The 19,967-nt window shown below is 69.5% G+C and carries 15 protein-coding genes; 11 read left to right on the top strand and 4 right to left on the bottom strand.

From position 1 onward, the window contains the following. Nucleotides 1-179 precede the first annotated feature (179 nt). Nucleotides 180-3,035, bottom strand: a complete 2,856-nt coding sequence (leuS, locus tag YWM_RS0117135; RefSeq protein ID WP_028851728.1) for a leucine--tRNA ligase — start codon at nucleotides 3,033-3,035, stop codon at nucleotides 180-182. A 278-nt stretch (nucleotides 3,036-3,313) separates the two neighbouring features. On the opposite strand from leuS, the gene YWM_RS0117130 reads away from it, so the two are divergent. Together YWM_RS0117130 and YWM_RS0117125 are read left to right on the top strand one after the other, a co-directional pair. Next, on the top strand, nucleotides 3,314-3,724 hold the full coding sequence (locus YWM_RS0117130) for an SdpI family protein (RefSeq protein ID WP_028851727.1): 411 nt from the start codon (nucleotides 3,314-3,316) through the stop codon (nucleotides 3,722-3,724). A 60-nt stretch (nucleotides 3,725-3,784) separates the two neighbouring features. Continuing rightward, nucleotides 3,785-4,735: an NADP-dependent oxidoreductase gene (locus YWM_RS0117125; RefSeq protein ID WP_028851726.1), complete on the top strand. Its 951-nt coding sequence runs from the start codon at nucleotides 3,785-3,787 to the stop codon at nucleotides 4,733-4,735. Between the two features lie 4 nt (nucleotides 4,736-4,739). On the opposite strand, the gene YWM_RS24265 is transcribed toward YWM_RS0117125, so the two are convergent. Further along, nucleotides 4,740-5,477 carry a GntR family transcriptional regulator gene (locus YWM_RS24265; RefSeq protein ID WP_052345047.1) on the bottom strand — a complete coding sequence of 246 codons (738 nt, stop codon included), beginning with the start codon at nucleotides 5,475-5,477 and terminating at the stop codon, nucleotides 4,740-4,742. 145 nt (nucleotides 5,478-5,622) lie between these two features. On the opposite strand from YWM_RS24265, the gene YWM_RS24260 reads away from it, so the two are divergent. From YWM_RS24260 to YWM_RS0117095, 5 genes are all read left to right on the top strand, one after another. After that, on the top strand, nucleotides 5,623-6,411 hold the full coding sequence (locus YWM_RS24260; RefSeq protein WP_084612487.1) for an SDR family NAD(P)-dependent oxidoreductase: 789 nt from the start codon (nucleotides 5,623-5,625) through the stop codon (nucleotides 6,409-6,411). Nucleotides 6,412-6,451: 40 nt separating this feature from the next. After that, entirely contained in the window at nucleotides 6,452-7,960 is a 1,509-nt protein-coding gene (locus YWM_RS24255) for a sodium:solute symporter family protein (RefSeq protein WP_052345043.1), read from the top strand. A gap of 32 nt (nucleotides 7,961-7,992) precedes the next feature. After that, nucleotides 7,993-8,373 carry a hypothetical protein gene (locus YWM_RS0117105; protein ID WP_028851725.1) on the top strand — a complete coding sequence of 127 codons (381 nt, stop codon included), beginning with the start codon at nucleotides 7,993-7,995 and terminating at the stop codon, nucleotides 8,371-8,373. 3 nt (nucleotides 8,374-8,376) lie between these two features. After that, the gene (locus tag YWM_RS24250; protein ID WP_052345041.1) at nucleotides 8,377-9,909 is read left to right on the top strand and encodes a class I adenylate-forming enzyme family protein; all 1,533 of its coding nucleotides are present in this window, start codon (nucleotides 8,377-8,379) and stop codon (nucleotides 9,907-9,909) included. Nucleotides 9,910-10,085: 176 nt separating this feature from the next. After that, nucleotides 10,086-10,715: a TetR/AcrR family transcriptional regulator gene (locus YWM_RS0117095; protein WP_028851724.1), complete on the top strand. Its 630-nt coding sequence runs from the start codon at nucleotides 10,086-10,088 to the stop codon at nucleotides 10,713-10,715. Here YWM_RS0117095 and YWM_RS0117090 read toward each other — a convergent pair. Further along, nucleotides 10,712-11,284 carry a YqgE/AlgH family protein gene (locus YWM_RS0117090; RefSeq protein WP_028851723.1) on the bottom strand — a complete coding sequence of 191 codons (573 nt, stop codon included), beginning with the start codon at nucleotides 11,282-11,284 and terminating at the stop codon, nucleotides 10,712-10,714. The two genes, YWM_RS0117095 and YWM_RS0117090, sit on opposite strands and share 4 nt — an antisense overlap. A gap of 128 nt (nucleotides 11,285-11,412) precedes the next feature. Between YWM_RS0117090 and YWM_RS0117085 the strand changes: the two genes are divergently transcribed. Further along, nucleotides 11,413-13,422, top strand: coding sequence for a TNT domain-containing protein (locus YWM_RS0117085; RefSeq protein ID WP_342664954.1), 2,010 nt, complete (start codon nucleotides 11,413-11,415; stop codon nucleotides 13,420-13,422). Between the two features lie 59 nt (nucleotides 13,423-13,481). On the opposite strand, the gene YWM_RS0117080 is transcribed toward YWM_RS0117085, so the two are convergent. Further along, complete coding sequence (locus YWM_RS0117080) at nucleotides 13,482-14,963, bottom strand: CCA tRNA nucleotidyltransferase (protein WP_028851721.1); 1,482 nt, start codon at nucleotides 14,961-14,963, stop codon at nucleotides 13,482-13,484. 6 nt (nucleotides 14,964-14,969) lie between these two features. Between YWM_RS0117080 and YWM_RS24245 the strand changes: the two genes are divergently transcribed. The 3 genes from YWM_RS24245 (at nucleotide 14,970) to murJ (ending at nucleotide 19,904) form a co-directional block, all read left to right on the top strand. Then, complete coding sequence (locus YWM_RS24245; protein ID WP_084612486.1) at nucleotides 14,970-15,560, top strand: NUDIX hydrolase; 591 nt, start codon at nucleotides 14,970-14,972, stop codon at nucleotides 15,558-15,560. After that, on the top strand, nucleotides 15,553-17,703 hold the full coding sequence (locus YWM_RS0117070) for a DUF6049 family protein (protein WP_156914819.1): 2,151 nt from the start codon (nucleotides 15,553-15,555) through the stop codon (nucleotides 17,701-17,703). Before YWM_RS24245 ends, YWM_RS0117070 begins: the two co-directional genes overlap by 8 nt. Nucleotides 17,704-18,143: 440 nt before the next feature. Beyond that, nucleotides 18,144-19,904: a murein biosynthesis integral membrane protein MurJ gene (murJ, locus tag YWM_RS24235; RefSeq protein ID WP_043661447.1), complete on the top strand. Its 1,761-nt coding sequence runs from the start codon at nucleotides 18,144-18,146 to the stop codon at nucleotides 19,902-19,904. The last annotated feature ends 63 nt before the right edge of the window (nucleotides 19,905-19,967 follow it).

Genomic DNA, 19,967 nt, shown 5'->3' with positions numbered 1-19,967 from the left:
TTGCGTGAGATCACACGATCGGGCGAGGAACGGTCTACCATCCTGGTCCGTCGAAGCCATCGCAGGCTTGCGGGCGTGCCGGACACGTCCGCATTGACTGGGCCCACGGGCCCAGGCCGAGTCGCCGGCGTCGGTCGCACAGCCCCCCGAGCGACCGGCGCCGGTGGCGCCTCGGCCTCCTACTTCACGACGTTGACCAACCTGCCCGGAACCACGATCACCTTGCGCGGCTCCTGGCCCTCCAGCAGCGCGGCGATCTTCTCGTCGGCCAGCGCCGCTTCCTTCAGCTGATCCTCCGACGCATCCGCCGGCACGGTCATCCGCGAGCGCACCTTGCCGTTGACCTGGATCGGGTAGTCGACCGTGTCATCGACTAGGTACTGCTCGTCGGCCTCCGGGAACGGGCCGTGCACCAGCGAAGTGTCGTGGCCCAGCTTGCTCCACAGCTCCTCACAGATGTGCGGGCACAGCGGCGCCAGCATCAGCACCAACGGTTCGGCCAGCGCGCGCGGCGTGCCCTTGGCGCCGTAGTGCTTGGTCAGGTAGTTGCACAGCTCGATCAGCTTCGCGCCCGCGGTGTTGAACCGCAGCCCGTCGTAGTCCTCCCGGACACCGGCGATCGCCTTGTGCAGTGCACGCAGGTCTTCCGTGGTCGGCTCGTCCTCGGTGACCCGCACCTCGCCGGTCGACTCGTCGACGATCAGCCGCCACAGCCGCTGCAGGAAGCGGTGCGCCCCGACCACGTCCTTGGTCGACCACGGCCGCGAGTCGGCGAACGGGCCCATGGACATCTCGTAGAACCGGAAGGTGTCGGCGCCGAACCGCTCGAACATCTCGTCCGGCGTGACGATGTTCTTCAGGCTCTTGCCCATCTTCCCGTATTCCTGGAAGACCTCTTCGCCGTTGTAGAAGAACTTCCCGTCACGCTCCTCGACCTCGTCGGCGGGGACGACCGAACCGCGCGCGTCACGGTAGGCGTAGGCCTGGATGTAGCCCTGGTTGAACAGCCTGCGGTACGGCTCCTCCGAGCTGACGTGGCCCAGGTCGTACAGCACCTTGTGCCAGAAGCGGGCGTACAGCAGGTGCAGCACCGCATGCTCGACACCGCCGATGTACAGGTCCAGACCGCCCGGATCGTGCGGGCCGTGGATCTCCGGCCGCGGGCCCATCCAGTACCGCTCGTTCTCCGGGTCGACCAGCTGTTTGTCGTTGGTCGGGTCCACGTAGCGCAGCTGGTACCAGCATGAACCCGCCCACTGCGGCATGACGTTGGTGTCGCGCCGGTACGGCCGCGGGCCGTCACCCAGGTCCAACTCGACCTCGACCCAATCGGTCGCCTTCGCCAGCGGCGGCGACGGCTCGGAGTCGGCGTCCTCCGGGTCGAACGTGGTCGGCGAGTACTCGTCCACCTCGGGCAGCTCGACCGGCAGCATGCTCTCCGGCAGCGGGTAGGCGATGCCTTCCACGTCGTAGACGATCGGGAACGGCTCACCCCAGTACCGCTGCCGGGCGAACAGCCAGTCGCGCAGCTTGTACTGCACCGTGCCCTCGCCGTGGCCGTTGCTCTCCAGCCACGCGATGACCGCCTTCTTGGCCTCTTCCACACCCAGGCCGTTGATGTCCAGGCCGCTGTCGTTGGCCGAGTTGATGGCCGGGCCGTCGTCCAGGAACGGGCCCTCGAAGTCGTCGCTCGGCGGCTGCACGGTGCGGATGATGGGCAGGCCGAACTTCTCCGCGAACTCCCAGTCACGGGTGTCCTGACCGGGCACCGCCATGATCGCGCCGGTGCCGTAGCCCATCAGCACGTAGTCGGCGATGAAGACCGGGATCTGCTCGCCGTTGACCGGGTTGGTGGCGTAGGCGCCGGTGAACACACCGGTCTTCTCCTTGGCCTCCTGCCGGTCCAGCTCGGAACGCTGCGACGTGCGCAACCGGTACTCGGCGACGGCCTTGGCCGGGGTCTCCGCGCCACCGGTCCAGCGCTCGTCGGTGCCTTCCGGCCACTCGTCCGCGGTCAGCTCGTCGACCAGCGGGTGCTCCGGGGCCAGCGCCATGTAGGTGGCACCGAACAGCGTGTCCGGCCGGGTGGTGAACACCTCGATGGTGTGCTCACCCGCGCGGAAGTGCACGTTCGCGCCGTGCGACCGGCCGATCCAGTTGCGCTGCATCGTCTTGACCTTCTCCGGCCAGTCCAGCCGGTCCAGGTCGTCGATCAGGCGGTCGGCGTACGCGGTGATCCGCATCATCCACTGCTTCAGGTTCTTGCGGAACACCGGGAAGTTGCCGCGGTCGCTGCGGCCGTCCGGGGTGACCTCCTCGTTGGCCACCACGGTGCCCAGGCCGGGGCACCAGTTCACCGGCGCCTCGCTCTGGTACACCAGCCGGTAGTCGGCCAGGATCTCCTGCTGCTCGGCACGGCTCAGCTCGTCCCACGGGCGGCCGTCCGGCGTGCTGCGCTCACCGGAGCGGAACTGTTCGATCAGCTCCGAGATCGGCCGGGCACGCTCGACGGACTTGTCGTACCAGGCGTTGTAGATCTGCAGGAAGATCCACTGGGTCCAGCGGTAGTACTCCGGGTCCGTGGTGGCGAACGACCGCCGCGGGTCGTGCCCCAGGCCCAGGGCCCGCAGCTGGCGCTTCATGATCGCGATGTTCTGCTCGGTGGTCACCCGCGGGTGGGTGCCGGTCTGTACCGCGTACTGCTCGGCAGGCAGGCCGAACGCGTCGAAGCCCAGCGCGTGCAGCACGTTGCGGCCCAGCATGCGCTGGAAGCGCGCGAACGTGTCGCTGCCCAGATAGCCCAGCGGGTGCCCGACGTGCAGGCCCTTGCCGGACGGGTAGGGGAACATGTCCTGCACGAACAGCTTGTCCTTCGGCACCTCGCCGTCGGCAAGATCTCCGACCGGGTTGGGCGCGTGGTACGTGCCTTCCTGCTCCCACCGGTCCTGCCAGCGACGTTCGATCTCGTTCGCCAGCTCGGCCGTGTAGCGGAAGGGCGGGACGTCCTGCGTCTGCTCACCGGTCGCTTCACTCATCGACTCATGCCTTTCTGCCTGCGATCACCTGCGTACGCGCCTAAAGACGAGACAACCCCTCAGCCTTCAGGCATGAGGGGTTCGCCGCGCTGGACCACTACTGCGGTCAGCGCGGCCGGCTAAGAAGCAGGTGAGCCGTGCTCATGTCCCCATCGTATCGGTCCTGTCAGCAGAAATATCGCGCGGGCCGCCGTTGCCGCGGTGTGCGGAGGTGACGCGCCTCATCGCGCGCACCCGCGAGCGCACGGCCTTCGGCCTGGTGTGCGTATCCTCGACCTGTGCAGCTGGTACTGGCATTGATCCCGCTCGTCGCCGGTGTGCTCGTCGGCATCGGCGGGTTTCTCGGCTGGCGCGGCAAGTTGTCCCGGGACACCGGGGCGGGCTTGCGCACGGCGGCCACCCTGCGCAGCGACGAAGCCTTCGCGGTGGGCAACCGCGTCGCCGCGCTGCCCACGATGGGCGCAGGCGCACTCGGCGTGGCTTCCGGGCTGGCTGCGTTGGCGATGCCGACCGTGACCGGCGCGGTCATCGCGACGGTCATCGGCGTGGTGGCCGTTCTCGGGCTGGTCTACGGCGGTGGCGTGCTGGGCAGCAGGGCGGCCGCTGCGGTTCCCGAACCCGAGCCCGCCCGCGGGTGCGGTGGCTGTGCCTGTGGCGGCGGGGGTTGCGCGGCCGCCAACGCCAACTGACCGCGAATCCCGCTGCGCCGACGCCGATTGACGGCGAATTCTGCACTAGCGTGGGTCGGCATGACACAGCCGACGATGCGTGCGGTCAGCCAGCAGAAGCTCGGCGGGCCCGAGGTTCTCGAGCAGGTCGAACTTCCCCGTCCGTCCCCCGGGCCGGCCGAGATGCTGGTCCGCGTGGAAGCGACCAGCGTGAACCCGACGGACTTCAAGCACCGCGCCAACGGCGGCTTCCTGGGCCGGCCCCCGTTCACCCTCGGCTGGGACGTCGCAGGAGTGGTCGAGGAGGTCGGGCTCGGCGTGGCGCTGTTCCAGCCGGGTGATCCGGTGCTGGGGATGCTGCCGTACCCCGGTCGAGCCGGCGCTTACGCCGAATACGTCGTCAGCGCGCCGCGGCGTTTCGTCCGGCGTCCTGCGGAGATCGATGTGCCGCACGCGGGTGCGCTGCCGTTGGTGTCGTTGACCGCGTGGCAGGCGTTGGTCGACATCGGCAACGTGTCGGAGGGCGACCGAGTACTCGTGCATGCCGCCGCCGGCGGTGTCGGGCACATGGCCGTCCAGATCGCCAAGGCCAAGGGTGCCTACGTCATCGGCACGGCCAGCGCCGCCAAGCACGACTTCGTCCGCTCGCTGGGCGCCGACGAGATGATCGACTACACCTCGGAGGACTTCACCGAGAAGGCGACCGACATCGACATCGTGCTGGACACGATCGGAGGTGAACACGGCCCGCGCAGCGTCTCCACCATGCGGCCGGGCGGCACGATCGTCACTCTGGTCGTCTCCGACGTGCATCCGGACTTCGTGCCGCGAGCCCGCGAGCGAGGCGTCCGACCTGCGGCGATGCTGGTCGAACCGGATCACGCCGCGCTGCGCAGCATCACCGAGCTGTACACCGCGGGCCGGCTGCGGGTCGAGCTCGCCGACGTCTACCCGATGAGCCGAGTCCAACAGGCGCACGCGGTGGCCGAACGGGGCCGCACGGCGGGGAAGATCGCGTTGACCTGGGACTGAACCGTCAGCCTTGCGCGGCGGGGTCGTACGGCACCGGGAACGGCCCGCCGGCCTCCGGCCGTGCACGGGACGACCGTTTCCGTTTCGGCGTCTCGTCGGCGACCCCGCTGCCGGACAGCGCGGCCAGCGCACCAAGGACATGCGACCTGGTCACGGATGCCGCCCACTCGGGGTCGCGCTCCTCGAACGCCAGTAGCAGCGTGTGGTGTTCGCGCAGCGTCGAGTCGATCTCCGTCTCGGTCATGACGTGGAAGACCCGGTACAGCAGCGGCAGGATGACGACGTTGGACATCATGCGCAGCAGTCGCTCGCTGCCCACGTTCACCAGCACGGTGTTGTGGAACTCCAGGTTGAGCGCCGCCAGTTCGTCCGGATCGGCGTTCCCGCTCTCCCAGAGCTCGGTCATCTTGTCGGCGAGGTCGTGCAGTTTCGGCAGGTCCAGGCGGTCTGCCCGGCGAGCGGCCAGTGCGCCTGCCCACGACTCCACGTGTGCCCGCAGCCGGTAGGTCTCCTCCAGCTCCTCGGGCGTCCAGCGCGGCACCTCCACGCCGCGTGCGCCGCGCGCCACCACCAAGCCCTCGAGGCGTAACCGCTGCAAGGCCTCGCGCACCGGCGTGCGACTGACACCGAGGTCCTCCGCGAGGTGCGCTTCGCGCAGGGGAGTGCCCGGCGGGTACTGCCACCGCACGATCCGGTCCCGCAATTGCCGGTAGACCTCCGACGAGGCCTGGACCTCGGTCATCCCCGGTGCTCCCTCCCGCTCGCGGCAGGTATCAACATCTCATAAACCTTGACGGTATACAAAACGGCAACTTTCGCCTAATCTCTACCGGCACTTGCCGCTGTTTGGCATACCAAACGGCGCGAACCGGTACGGAGGTAAGCCAATGAGGGCCCCTGTGGAGGCGCTGTCGCTGCACGGCCGTCATGCCGTCGTGGTCGGCGCTGACGGCGGGTTCGGTACCGCGATCACCGCGGCGCTGGAAGCTGCCGGCGCCTCGGTGGTCGGCATGGACCTCCGCGGGGAGGGCGAGCACACCATCGCGGTGGACGTCTCCGACGCCGACTCGGTGCGCGCAGCGTTCGACGAGCTCGCCGGCCGGGTGCCGAAGCTCGACATCCTGGTCAACACCGCGGGGATCCGGGAGATCGAACCGCTGGCGACGCTCGCACCGGAGACCTGGCAGCGGGTACTCGCGGTGAACCTGACCGGACCGTTTCTGTGCATCCAGGCCGCGTTGCCGCTGCTGCGTGCAGCCCAGGGCGCGGCGGTGGTGAACATCGCGTCCATCGCCGGACTGACCGGCATGGCCAACCGCCCGGCCTACACGGCGTCCAAGCACGGCCTGGTCGGGTTGACCAGGAACCTGGCGCACGACCTCGGCCCGGACAAGATCCGCGTCAACGCGGTGGCGCCGGGAACGATCCGCACCCCGATGACCGAGGGCTACTACGCCGACCAGACCTTCCTACGCCAAGCCGAGGCCATGGTGCCGCTCGGTTTCGACGGATCCGCCGCCGACGTGGCGGACGCCGTGCTCTACCTCGCCGGCCCGCTGGCCCGACACGTCACTGGTGTCGTGCTGCCCGTGGACGGCGGCTTCACCGCCCAGATGAACTACGCCCCGCTCGGTGCGGGGCCTGCCTACGAGGGGGACCAGGACAGCACGTCCTGATCGCACACCGTCACCCCGTCATCTCCAGGAGGAGATCGAGATGGAACCTTTGGTCATCGCGATCATCATCGGCTACTTCGCCCTCATGGTGGCGATCGGCTGGTGGGCGAAGCGAAAAACCTCGTCCGCGAAGGAGTTCCTGGTCGCAGGCCAGACGCTGGGCTTTCTGGTCATGGCGATCGCGTCGTTCTCCTCGATCCAGTCCGGCTGGGGCATGGTCGGCTCCACCGGCACGACCTACGACTGGGGCCCGCAGGCGCTGATCGGCTCGGCGCTGTTCATCCCGCTCGGTTTCGCGGTCGCGTGGTTCCTGCTCGGCACCCGACTGCACCGCGCGGCGCGCAAACACCAGATCTACTCGGTGCCCGACCTGATCAAGGCGCGCTACCAGTCGAAATCCGCGCACGTGACGATGTCGGTGGCGATGCTGATCGGCTCGATCTCCTACATGACCGCACAGGTCACCGCCACCGGCGTGATCATCAGCCTGCTGACCGGGACGTCTCCCGCCACCGGCGCGTGGATCGGTTCGGCGATCGTGGCCGCGTACACGGTGGCCGGCGGCATGCTCGCCGCGGTGTGGACCGACCTCATCCAGGGCCTGCTGATGATCGTCATCTCGGTCGGGCTGTTCTTCTACGCCGTCAACGAAGCAGGCGGCTGGCGCAACATGCTGGACAGCATCTGGCAGGAGGACCCGACGCTGCTCAGCGCGGACGGCTCGATGCCCGCGGTGTTCATCGTCGGCTTCGCGGTGATGATCCTGTTCGGCGCCGCCGGTCAGCCCCAGCTGGTGACCAAGTTCCTGATGCTCAAGGACGAGAAGGAACTCAAGTGGGGCGCGGCCGTCGCCGGGATTTCCTATGCGGTGACCACGCTGTTCTCCCTCGGTGTCGGCCTGAGCATGCGGGCCATGACGATCCAGGGTCGGGCGGAGCCGCTGGACAACATCGACAACACCGCGACGGTCTTCCTGGACGCCTTCACCCATCCCGTGGTCGCCGGCATCGCGCTGGTCGGCCTGCTCGCCGCGATCATGTCCAGCGCCAGCAGCTTCATCACCATCGGCGCCGCATCCGCGGTGCGTGACCTGACCGGCTCGCTCGGCCGCGTGGTGCGCCGGGAACTGCTGTGGAACCGGGTGGCCAGCGTCGGCGTCGTGCTCGCCGCGTTGCTGTTCGCGTTGTACCTGTCGCAGGTCATCTTCCTGCTCGGCGCGATCGGCTGGGCCGCGTTCGGCGCGGCGATCCTCGGACCGCTGGCGCTCGGCCTGTTCTGGCGGCGGGCCACCGCGGTCGCGACCACGGTGACGATCGTCGTCTCGCTGCTCGGCAACCTGGTCATCACGGTCGCCACCAGCCAGGGCTGGCTGACCCTGCCGGACTACTTCTACCTCGGCGGTGTCGTCATCGCGTTCAGCACAGTCCTGTTCATCGCGCTGTCCTACGTCACCGCCAAGCCGGCCGACGCGGACAAGCTCGCACAGCTGTACGAACCCGACCAGTCCATGGCCGTTGCGCAGCCCGCGACCGCGGCGGTGGACCGGTGAGCGAACGCAGAACGTCGAACGCAGGAGCACCCATGAAACACGACCGCACCGACGCACTCGTGCTGACCATCGGCGGCTTGTTCGCCCTGTTGACCATCGGGATGACGTTCGACATCTGGCAGCTGGCGTGGCTGCCGATCCCGATCCTCAGCGTGGTGATGATCGCGCTGGGCTGTCTGGACCGCTACGGCCGTTGGGGAGCGTCCCTCCCGCCAGTGTTGATCTTCGGGGTCGTGCTGACCAGCCTGTTCGTCTGGGCCGGTCTCGTCCTGTTCGACTCCGGGCGGTTCGGCGGCCTGCAGAGCGGGGTAGGGGTCGTCTACTACGTGATCTGGCCGTTCGTCACCGTGTTCTCCGGCTTGCTGTACGCCGTGGTGTACGCGCGGTGGCTCCGGCACGACGTCTCCCGGTGAGCAATGTTCGAACAGCTCACGCTCGGCGCACTGTGGCAGGACCGCGTCCGGCTGTCGGCTGACGCTCCGTTCCTGGACTTCGTGGACCCGGCCGAGCCGGACACGAACCGGGCCCTGACCTATGCCGACACGGCCGGCCTGGTGGACGCGCAGGCCGCACTGCTGACTGAGTGCGGCGTACGGGCCGACGATCGCGTGGTCATCCACATGCGGAACACGGTCGAGATGATCGTGACGCTGTTGGCGGTGCAGCAGCTGGACGCGATCGCGGTGCCGACGATCATCCAGTACTCGCCGCCGGAATTGGCCTACGTCATCGGGCACTGCGGAGCGCGGGTGGTCGTCACCGACGACCCGCACCAGGACGTGGTCCTGCGCGCGCTGCAGGAGCTGGACCGACGACCCGTGGTGGTCAACGGCGGCGCCAAGGTCGCGGACGGTGAAGAGCCCGTCGACCTGCGCGAGCACCTGCCAAGCGGCCATCGGCCCGGCGACCGCACCGCGATGATGATGTACACGTCCGGGACGACAGCCGACCCGAAGGGCGTCATGCTCTCGCATCGGGCCTGCCTGTCCGCGGGCTACGACAACGCGGCAGCACTCCGCCTCCGGCCGGACGACGTGCTCTACTGCGTGCTCCCGTTGTTCCACGTCAACGCGATGGCGTTCCAGCTGCTTCCGTGCCTGATGTCGGGTAGCAGCATGGTCCTGTCACCGGTGTTCAGCGTTCGGGCGTACTGGCGAGTGATCCGCGAGCACGGCGTCACCGTGGGGAATCTGACCAACGGCCCGGTCCGGCTGCTGCTGGACGCCGAACCGGATCCGCTCGATCGCGAACACCGGATGCGGCTGATGTGTTACGCGTTGCCGCTGGAAGAACAGGAGATCGCCGCGTTCCGCGAGCGGTTCGGCGCCGAGATGTCGATGGGCTGGGGCCTCACCGAGACGCTGGCCTGCGGCACCCGGACCCCGACGCTCATCGAACCGCGGCACACCTGGCAGTCGATCGGGATGGTCAACTCCGGCTGGGAGCTGAAGGTGACCGACGACGACCGGAACGAGCTGCCGCTCGGCGAGGTGGGCGAGGCGGCCGTGCGCGGGCCCGGCCTGATGTCCGGCTACTTCCGTGACCCCGATGCCACCGCGAAAGCCCTGGTCGACGGCTGGTTCTACACCGGCGACCTGGTCCGGGTGGACGAGCAGGGCTATGTCTTCTTCGAAGACCGCAAGAAGGACGTCATCAAGGTCAAGGGTGAGAACGTCGCGGCGGGCGAGGTCGAGCGGGTGGTGAAGAAAGCGCCCGGCGTGCGGGACTGCGCCGTGATCGGCCTACCCGACCGCATCCTCGGCGAACGCCTGGTGGCCGTGGTCGAGGCGGACGATCCGCCGACCAGCGAGGAGCTGGCCGCGTGGTGCGCGGACCGGCTCGCGCGGTTCAAGGTGCCGAGCGAGTTCCGGTTCGTCGATCAGTTGCCACGCACCTCGATCGGCAAGATCCGCAAGCACGAACTCAAGGAGCTCGTCAGCCGGCCGTGACGACGCACGCGCGGATGTGCCGACGGTCACGGCGCCGTCCGGTAACCCCTCGCCCCGCCACGGCGACTCATCGGTGAAGTCCACCTGATGCTTGGGAACCGCCGGCCGCAGGCGTCCGGGCCGTCGATCGCCCCGTCTGCGGCGCATCGGGCTGTCCAGGCCGGAAGTGAGAGACAGTGAAAGCGGAGACCTCTCCGATCGCCGAGCTCCGAGCGGATGCCCAGCGCAATCGGGAACGCATCCTGGCCGCGGCCCGCGACGTCTTCGCCGACCGCGGACCGGACGCCGCCACGGCGACCGTAGCCCGACGCGCAGGCGTCGGGCTGGCCACGCTCTACCGGCTTTTCCCCACCCGGGACGCCCTCGTCCGAAGCGCGTTCGCACCGCAGATGCAGGCGTGCACACGGGCGATCGCGGAGGCCCTGGCGGCGCCCGACCCGTGGCACGGCATCCGGCACCTGGTCGAAACGATCTGCGCGCTGCAACGGCAGGAGCACGGCCTCCCGACGTCGCTGCTGGTGAGCGTGCCGGAGAACACGGCAGGGCAGGCCGATCCGGAGCTGGAGCTGCTGGTGCGACGCGCCAAGGATGCGGGCGCGCTGCGGGCCGACTTCCACCCCTCCGACCTGGCCATGGCGATCACCGCCCACGGTGCCCTGGTCGGTGTGCTCCCCGACGACGAAGCGGCATCCCGGCGTTTGGTGGCCCACCTGCTTCGGTCGTTCCGCGCCGACGCGGCGATCACCCCGCTACCCCCGCCGTCGACGCTCCGGCTGCGCAGCCTCCCGGTCGCCCCCGACCGCTAGTTGCGCTGCAGATCCCCCGGGTGCGTCGCCAGCAACGCCAGCGGCAGCCCCTGCCTGCGCAGCACCGCACCCCACAAGTCGGTGCTCGGCGCGGCCACCACGTCGCTCGGCAACGCGGGCGCGACGATCCAGTCACCCCGCTCCAGCTCACCCGCCAGCTGCCCGGCATCCCACCCCGCGTAACCGGCGAACACCCGCATGCCGCGCAACCTGGGCACCAGCGGCTCCGGGTCGGAGTCCAGCACCACCAACGCAACCGGCCCGCGGACCCCGATGGTGCCCGGCACCATCCCGGCCACCTCGCCGGTCCGCAGCGTTGCCACTCCCAACGGGGTGTCCCGCTCGACCGGCCCGCCGACGAACACCGACGCGGGAGCGGCGACGTGATCGGCCCAATCCGGTAACACCGAGGCGACCGGAATTTCACTCGGCCGGTTGAGCACCACGCCAAGCGTTCCTTGCGGCCCGTGATGCAACACGAGCACCACGGTGCGCCGGAAATTCGGGTCGGACATGCTTGGGTCGGCGATCAGTAGGGACCCCGGTTCTACGGCGTCGACATCTCGCACGAAGGAATCATGCCACCAGGCACCGACAGCCGGGCCGACAACGCCTGAGCCCGATGCCGCTTCGCGACCCGACCGTGATCGATTTCGGCGAAGTACCTGCACGCGCTCGGTGGGAGCGCAAGGATAAGTTGGGCAAGCGAGAACTGGAGGGATCCCGCGTGCACCATCAGGTCTATCCCGCGACGCACCCCGACGCGTACTACGCGATCTGGGACGGCAGGCCGTTCCGGGCCCAGCGATCGACGTCGGATGGCACGGTGCTGCTCATCGCGCCACGGGACGGGGATCCACCGGAGGGCTTCGACCGGGAGTTCGAGGGCGCGCCCGCCAAGGTCGTGCCAGCCGAGGAAGTGCCGGACACGTTCGTCATCCACAGCCACTTCCGGTACTGCGACGAGATCTTCGTGCTGGCCGCCCAGGCCGAGACCGGTGAACTGACGCTGCAGTGGACCGGAACGGACGAGTGGACCGCCCGCCGGCTGAGCTTGATGTCGGACCAGACCCCCGCCGGGACCGCGTTCGGCACCATCGCGCGACCGGAGCACGTGGAGGCGTCCTGGCAGGAGCGGCTGGACTTCTCCGAACGCACCGGCCCGGTCACCACCGAGTTCGAGACGAACCAGCTGTTGCGCAACATCGGCTTCGCGCTGCGCCGCTTGCGGCCGGAGGGGGCAGGCGCGATCGCGGCCCAGTTCCGGCAGGTCGGCGGGTACAGCGAGCTCGAGGTGCGCACCGCGATCGACGAGGTGACCTACTCGCTCGCCGCCCCGCCCGAGCTGGGCCAGCTGTTCAACGAGCTGCGCGCGGCGATGTACGAGCCGGGCAAGGGCTCGTGGTTCACCGGCACGTTCTCGCTGACCCCGGACGACAAGTTCGACTTCGACTACGACACCTCGTCCCAGCCGCAGTGGCGGCGGCCGCCGGACGCCGACGGCAGGCCGACGGCCAGGGCGTTCGCCCACGAGCTGGCCCGCTTCCCGCGCGAGCAGCAGAACATTCCGCCGTGGTTGTCCGCCCGCGCCGGGCTTCCGCTGGACGTGCAGTTCCGGCACGCGCAGGTGGTCGACGCGCACACGCCCGGCCAGCGGCCCGTGGTCAACCGGCCGCCGGTGCCGCAGCAGGAAGTCCGCGGCGTGCTGCATTACCTGTACTCCGCGCCGGTCGTGCTGGTCGGCAACAACCCACCGGGCCCCCAGCCGGACATCTTCGCGCCGCAGACCGCGCCGAGCGTGCCGAACGCCTACCACACCGACGGCGAGTGGATCTGGCCCGCGGCCGTGCCGCACTACCTGCGGATGCACGGTGTGTCGCCCGAGCCCGAGCTGCTGGAGCGGATCCGCAAGAACTCCTACCGGCCGCCGTTCGTCAGCGCCAAGCTGCGGGAGACCGCGCGGGCGGCACTGCTCGGTGAGCCGTACCCGCCGCAGTCGGCGGAGGACCTGGACGAGCCGGATGCGGTGACCGAAGTCGAGCGGGACGACTCGTCGCGCCCGGTGCTCAGCGCGTCCGAAGTGCTGCTGCTGTTGGACAAGCGGCTCGGTGAGCTGGGTGTTTCCCCGCAGGTCTACCGGATCGGGGAGATCGCCGACGACGCGTGGTGCCTGTACCGGCGGGACGCCGACCTGGAGGAAGGCACGCCGCCCGGGTGGGAGGTCGGCCTGCACACCGGCGGCCGCGTGTTGCGGCATCAGCGGTTCGACGACGTCAGCAACGCCGCGGCGTACTTACTCGGCATGCTGGCCTTCCACCCGACGCGGGCGCTGGCCAAGCCGGACCCGGCGGAGCACCCCACCGACTGGCCGATCCAGCCGCTGCGGGGCGAGCCGCCGTTGCACCTGCTGCGCGGCAAGCGGATGGTCGTGCTGCCCGTGGGCACCGAGCTGGTCCGCTGGGGCGGCGAGAACGGCAATCTCACGCACGCGGCCGGGTCGACGTTCCGGGAGGCCGCGCTGCTGCCGGATCGCGAGCAGTTCCAGGCCTTCTACCGCGTGGCCCGGCCGTTGCGGGTGCTCACCGGAGTGGCGCTGCCGTTCGGCGGCATGCCCGGCGGCGCACTGGCCTACCTGCTGCCGCGGGCGGTCGGCTACCACGTGCAGACCGGGGCGCTGGAGAAGCTGGACCAGCCGAGCGCGGGCTGAGCACGTGGAACGGCCTCTCCTCGGTGCGCAGGCCGGTCACGTCTGCGCGTCGCACTCCGCTAGTTCGACGCCTCGATGCCCTGCTCCTGCGCCCACTTGCGCAGCTCGGCCACGGCCTCGTCGTGCTCCAGCGGCCCGCGCTCCAGGCGCAGCTCCTTCAGGTACCGCCACGCCTTGCCCACCAGCGGCCCGGGCGGGATGCCCAGGATCTGCATGATCTCGTTGCCGTCCAGGTCGGGCCGGATGCGGGCCAGGTCCTCCTCGGCGGCGATCCGCGCGATGCGCCGCTCCAGGTCGTCGTAGCTGCGCTGCAGCGCGACCGCCTTGCGCTTGTTGCGCGTCGTACAGTCGGCCCGCACCAGCTTGTGCAGCCGAGTCAGCAGGTGGCCCGCGTCGTTGACGTAGCGCCGCACGGCCGAGTCCGTCCACTGGCCCTTGCCGTAGCCGTGGAACCGCAGGTGCAGGTACACCAGCCGGGAGACGTCCTCCACCACGTCCTTCGGGTATTTCAGCGCGCGCAGCCGCTTGCGGGTCATCTTCGCGCCGACCACCTCGTGGTGGTGGAACGACACCCCGCCGCCCGGCTCGAACCGGCGGGTGGCCGGCTTGCCGATGTCGTGCAACAGCGCGGCCAGCCGCAGCACCAGGTCCGGCTCGAACGTCGGCTCGTGCTTGGTCTCCAGCTCGATGGCCTGCTCCAGCACGGTCAACGAGTGCCGGTAGACGTCCTTGTGCTGGTGGTGCTCGTCGATGGCCAGCTGCATGCCGGGCACCTCCGGCAGCACTACGTCGGCCAGCCCGGTCTCCACCATCAGCTCGATGCCCGCGCGCGGGTCACGGCCCAGCAGCAGCTTGCTCAGCTCGGCCTGCACTCGCTCGGCGGTGATGCGCTCCAGCTCACCGGCCATCGCGGTCATCGCCTCCACCACGCGCGGCGACGCCTGGAAGCCCAGCTGGGAGGTGAACCGGGCCGCACGCAGCATGCGCAGCGGGTCGTCGGCGAAGGACTCCTCCGGCGGCGCGGGGGTGTCCAGCACCTTCGCCTGCAGCGCGGCCATCCCGTCGAACGGGTCGACGAACCGCTTCGAGGTCAGGTCGATGGCCATCGCGTTGACGGTGAAGTCGCGGCGCAGCAGATCGCCCTCGATGGTCGAGCCGAACTCGACCTGCGGGTTGCGGCTGACGCGGTCGTAGGTGTCGGACCGGAACGTGGTGATTTCCAACTGCTTGTCGCCGCGCCGGATCCCCACCGTGCCGAAGTCGATGCCGGTGTCCCACACCGCGTCGGCCCAGCCCGCGACCAGCTCGAGCACCTTCTGCGGCCGCGCGTCGGTGGTGAAGTCCAGGTCGGTCGACAACCTGCCGAGCAGGGCGTCCCGCACACTGCCGCCGACCAAGAACAACTGGTGGCCGCCCGCGGCGAATCGCGCGGCCAGCTCGTCGGCGACCGGGGAGATGCGCATCAGCTCGGCGACGGCGTTGCGCTTGGCGGCATCGGACACAGAGGACGAGCCTACCGGGACGCGCGTTACGGCTAGCATCGCGATATGCCTTCGTCGGCCGGCAGCAACCCTGATGGCGACGCACCACAAGGCCGTCCCCAAGGCCGGAAGGGACGCCGGCGTCGACGCGCGGCCGGTCGTACCCGCAGGCGGCGCCGCGGCAGCAAACTCACCACGGTCAACGAGACCTCGGCAGGCGGTCTCGCGATCGATCCGGAGCGAGAATGTGCGGTCCTGATCGGCCGCCTGGACCGGTCCGGCACACTGCTGTGGTCACTGCCCAAGGGCCACATCGAGGACGGCGAGACGCCGGAGCAGACGGCCGTGCGTGAGGTGAAGGAGGAGACCGGCATTTCCGCTGAGGTGCTCATGCCACTCGGCACCATCGACTACTGGTTCGTCGCCGAGCGCAAGCGCGTGCACAAGACGGTGCACCACTTCCTGCTGGCCGCGGTCGGCGGTGAGCTGTGCGACGACGACGTCGAGGTGACCGAGGTCGCGTGGGTTCCGTTCGGCGATCTGCAGCGCAAGCTCGCCTACGCCGACGAGCGCGAACTCGCAGGCAAGGCGTTGGACCTGATCGATGCCGCCCGGGCCCGCTTGTCCCCAGGTTCGTCCGATGAAGCCGGTGACTGAACGCGTGAGAGCAGCAGCCGCCGCCGTCGCCGCGTTGTTCGTCCTGCTGAGCACGCTGTGCGGCTTCCCGGCCGCGGCCCAGCAACAGCAACTGCCCGCGCAGCAGCCGATGCTGCGGGTGGACGTGAAGGCGATGAGCCCGCGGATCGTGACCGAGTCCGACACCACGTTGGCCATCACCGTGCGGGTGCGCAACATCGCCAAGGTCCCGGTGCGCGGTTTGGCCGCGCGGCTGCAGTTCGGTACCCGCCAGGAGACCGAACAGCAGTTGCGCAAGGCGTTGCGCGGCATCGCTCCGGTGGACGCTCAGTCGACCCCGTTCCAGCCGATCAGCGACGACTTGCAGCCGGGGGAGTCGAAAGAGTTCACGCTGGTCGCGCCCCTGCAACCGGGTGTGCCGAACGGTGTGGTGTTCCTCGAGCCCGGTGTCTATCCGCTGCTGGTGAACATCAACGGCACGCCGGACGGCGGCGCCGAGGCCCGGTTGGCCGCGGTGAACATACTGCTCCCGGTGCGGTCGGCACCCGGCGGCCAGTCGTCGTCGGTGCCGGATCAACCGCTGCAACTAAGCGTGGTGTGGCCGATCGCCGCCCGTCCGCGCGTTGCTTCTCACCAGTTCGACCGCTCGCTGGTGTTGATCGACGACGCGTTGCGTGGCGAGCTGCGCCCGGGCGGCCGGTTGCATTCCCTGGTGGCCGCGGCGCAGCAGGCGAAGACGCAAGGCATCGGCGACGGGGTGTGTTACGGCATCGACCCTGATCTGATCGCGACCGTGCAGGCCATGACCGAGGGCTACCGGGTCCGCACCGAGGACGGCACGGCACGCGGGGAAGGCGCCGAGGACGCCAAGGCGTGGTTGTCCGCACTGCGGGAACTGGTTGCCGACGAGTGCGTGGTGGCGACGCCGTTCGCCGGCGCGGACCTGGCTGCGTTGGCCGGTCGCTCGCCGCGGCTGGCCACCGCGGCGGTGAACCGCAGCTCGGTGTTGTCCGAGGTGCTGAACGTGGACCCGCTGCCCGGAGCGCTGTGGACGACCGGCGACCTGGACGATCAAGCCGCCGAGGTGCTGACCGAGGCGGACCAGCAGCTGGTCGTCGGCAACGCGAACGGGCTGGACGACCGCGAGGCGCCCGCCCTGCCCCGCAGGGTGCCCGACAGTGAGCTGCGGGTGTTGCCGTACGACTCGACCGCCGCCCTGTCACTCACGCCGGAATCGGCCAGCACGAGCCTCGGCTACCCGGCCACCGTCGCCGCGGACGACCGCACGATCGCTGCGCAGAACGCGGTGGCCACCGTGTTGTTCAAAGCCGCGCAGGGCCAGGGCGGACCGCTGCTGCTCGCGCCACCACGGGACTGGAACGCCACCCCGGACGAGTTCGAATGGACGCTGCAGACGTTGAACGAGCTCGCCGACAGCGAGGTCGTTCAGCCGATCAGCCTGGCCACGCTCGGCGAAGCCGACCCGAGCGGCGAAGCCCGGTTGCGCCTGGAGGCGGTGGGGGGCCACGTCCCGTCCCGCATCATCAGTGGCATCGGCAGGCTGGACGGCGAGATCACCGACCTGGCGCGCGCGATGGAGGAGGACCCGACCAGCCAGGTCGACCCGCAGGCGATCCTCGCGCCGCTGCGTGAGGGGTTGCTGCGCGCGGCTTCGGTGGACTTCCGCGGGATCGCGGGCGGTCGCACCAGGGCGTTGAAGGCCGCCCAGTTCCAGCTGCAGAGCGTGCAGCACGGGGTGCGCATCTCCGATCCCGGGCGGACGATCGCGCTGGCCTCGGGGGCCTCGCCGATCCCGGTGTCGGTGACCAACCGGCTGCCGGTCCAGGTCACAGTGCGCGTGCAGCTCACCGCGAGCTCGGGTTTGCGCTTGTCACAGCCTTCTCCGGTGGAGGTGCCCGCCGGCCGGTCGCGCAATCTGAAGATCCCCGCCGAGGTGCTGCGGGCCGGACGTTTTACCGTGGATGTGTCGTTGTCGACGCCAGGTGGCACCCAGCTCGGTGAACCGGCACGGTACGAACTGACGTCCACCGAATACGGTGTCATCACGGTTATCGTGACCGCGACGGCGGCCGGCGCGCTACTGTTGTTGGCTGGTCGCCGCATCTACCGGCGGCTGCGTTCCAACGGCGCGGCCCGCGGGTAGACGACATACCCGAACGAGGACGAGTCGATCGAGTGAATCCACCGCCGCCCCGGCACTCGCGGCCGCCACCAGGTGGTCAACCGCCGCGTCAGCAGCCGCCGCGCGAACCGCGTGAGCCGCGCTACCGGCGTTCCGCAGAACCGCCGCCACCACCGGTGACCAGGCGGGACGGCAGGCCGGTCGCACCACGTCCCGGCCAGGGCGAACCACCGCCCCGGGTGCGTGGTGGACAGCAACCGCCGCGGCGTGAGCCGAGGGGCGGTCCACCACCGGTCAACCCGCCGATGTCCGGGCAGCTTCCGCCGCGTGGCGGTCGGCCAGAACCTCGCAGGCAGCCTCCGCCCGGTCAGCCGCCGCCCCGACGTCCGGTTCGGCGCGGCGCGCCCGTGCCACCGGGGGGTCGTCCCCGCCAGCAGCCGCAGGCCCAGCGGACGCAACGCATGGCCGCGGGCCCGAGCTGGCCGACGGCCGATCCGGATCAGCTGCGGCCGTTCGAAGAGCTGACCACGATGCTGCCGCGCATCAGTGCGGCCAGCCAGACCGGCTTCATCCGCTCGGTCGACGCGGGCCCGGAGACCGGCCTGATCGCGGCGGTCGACAAGGAGCCGTCGCTCGCCCGGTCCACCGGCAAGATCGCGATCGCGTCGCTGATCAGCCGCATCACCGGGTTCCTGTGGAAGATCATGCTGGTCTGGGTGGTCGGCATCGGCGTGGTCAACGACTCGTTCAACGTGGCCAACACGCTGCCGAACATCGTCTACGAGCTGTTGCTCGGTGGCGTGCTCGCCAGCATCGTCGTCCCGTTGCTGGTGCGCGCGCAGGACGACCCGGATGGCGGGGAAGCTTATACCCAGCGCTTGCTGACGGTGGCGCTGACTCTGCTCGGTGGCGCCACCGTGGTCGCGGTACTGGCCGCACCGCTGTTCACGTCGTTGTACGTGGACAGCTCGACCAATCAGGCCAACCCGGAGCTGACCACCGCGTTCGCCTACCTGCTGCTGCCGCAGATCCTGTTCTACGGCGTGTTCGCGCTGCTCATGGCGGTGCTGAACGCCAAACAGATCTTCGGGCCGCCGGCGTGGGCCCCGGTGGTGAACAACCTCGTGGTGATGGCCACGATCCTGGTGTTCGCCGTCGTGCCGGGGGAGATCTCGCTCGATCCGGTCCGGATGGGCGACATCAAGCTGCTGGTGCTGGGCGTCGGCGTGACGCTGGGCATCGTGGCGCAGGCGGCGATGCTGGTGCCGCCGCTGCTGCGTACCGGGTTCCGGCCGAAGTGGAACTGGGGCATCGACCACCGGATGCGCGAGTTCGGTGGGCTGGCGATGTGGATCGTCGCCTACGTCGCGGTGAGCCAGGTCGGGTATGTGGTCACCACGCGCGTGCTGACTGCCGGTGACGCGGGTGGCATGACCGCGTACTACAACGCGTGGCTGCTGTTCCAACTGCCGTACGGCGTCATCGGTGTCTCGCTACTGACGGCGATCATGCCGCGGATGTCGCGCGCGGCCGCCGACGGGAACACCAAGAAGTTGATCAGCGACCTGTCGTACGCGTCGCGGATCTCGACGGTGGCGCTGCTGCCGATCGCCGCGGTGATGACGGTCGTGGGCAGCTCGATCGGTGTCGCGCTGTTCTCGCTCGGCAAGGGCGGCGCAGGTAGCGGGGCCGAGCGGCTCGGTGAGGCACTGGGCATCGGCGCGTTCGGCCTGCTGCCGTACGCGCTGGTCATGCTGCAGCTGCGGGTGTTCTACGCGATGAAGGACGCGCGCACCCCGACGCTGATCATGCTGGTGATGACCGCGGTGAAGGTGCCGCTGCTGTACCTGTGCCCGGTGTTGCTGGACAGCCATCAGATCGTGCTCGGCGCGATGCTGGTCAACTCGCTGACCTTCCTGGTCGGCGCCGTGCTCGGCCAGGTGTGGTTGTGGGTGCGGCTGGGCAATCTGCGCAGCAAGCGCGTGCTGGGCGTCATCCTGTTCACGCTGTTCGCCAGTGCCATCGGGGCGCTGGCCGCGGTGGGGGTCGGGTGGCTGATCCCGGATTCACTGCCTCCGGCGCTCGGCGCGTGGCTGAAGCTGATCGTGCAGTCGATCGTCGGCTTCGGCGTGACCATCGCCATGCTCGCCGTGTTGAAGGTGGACGAGTTGAAGCCGATCACGACGCGGCTCAACGCGTTGCGCAACAAGCTGCTGAAGTGATGTAGCCGCGAGCACGGGCGGACAACCCCGGGACCGCCGTCACGCGTCTACCGACTGAAGACC

It is taken from the genome of Thermocrispum municipale DSM 44069, from assembly GCF_000427825.1.
In the GTDB taxonomy this organism is placed as follows: domain Bacteria; phylum Actinomycetota; class Actinomycetes; order Mycobacteriales; family Pseudonocardiaceae; genus Thermocrispum; species Thermocrispum municipale.
Note: the sequence above shows the minus strand (reverse complement) of the source record. Positions and strands in the feature narration are given on the sequence as shown.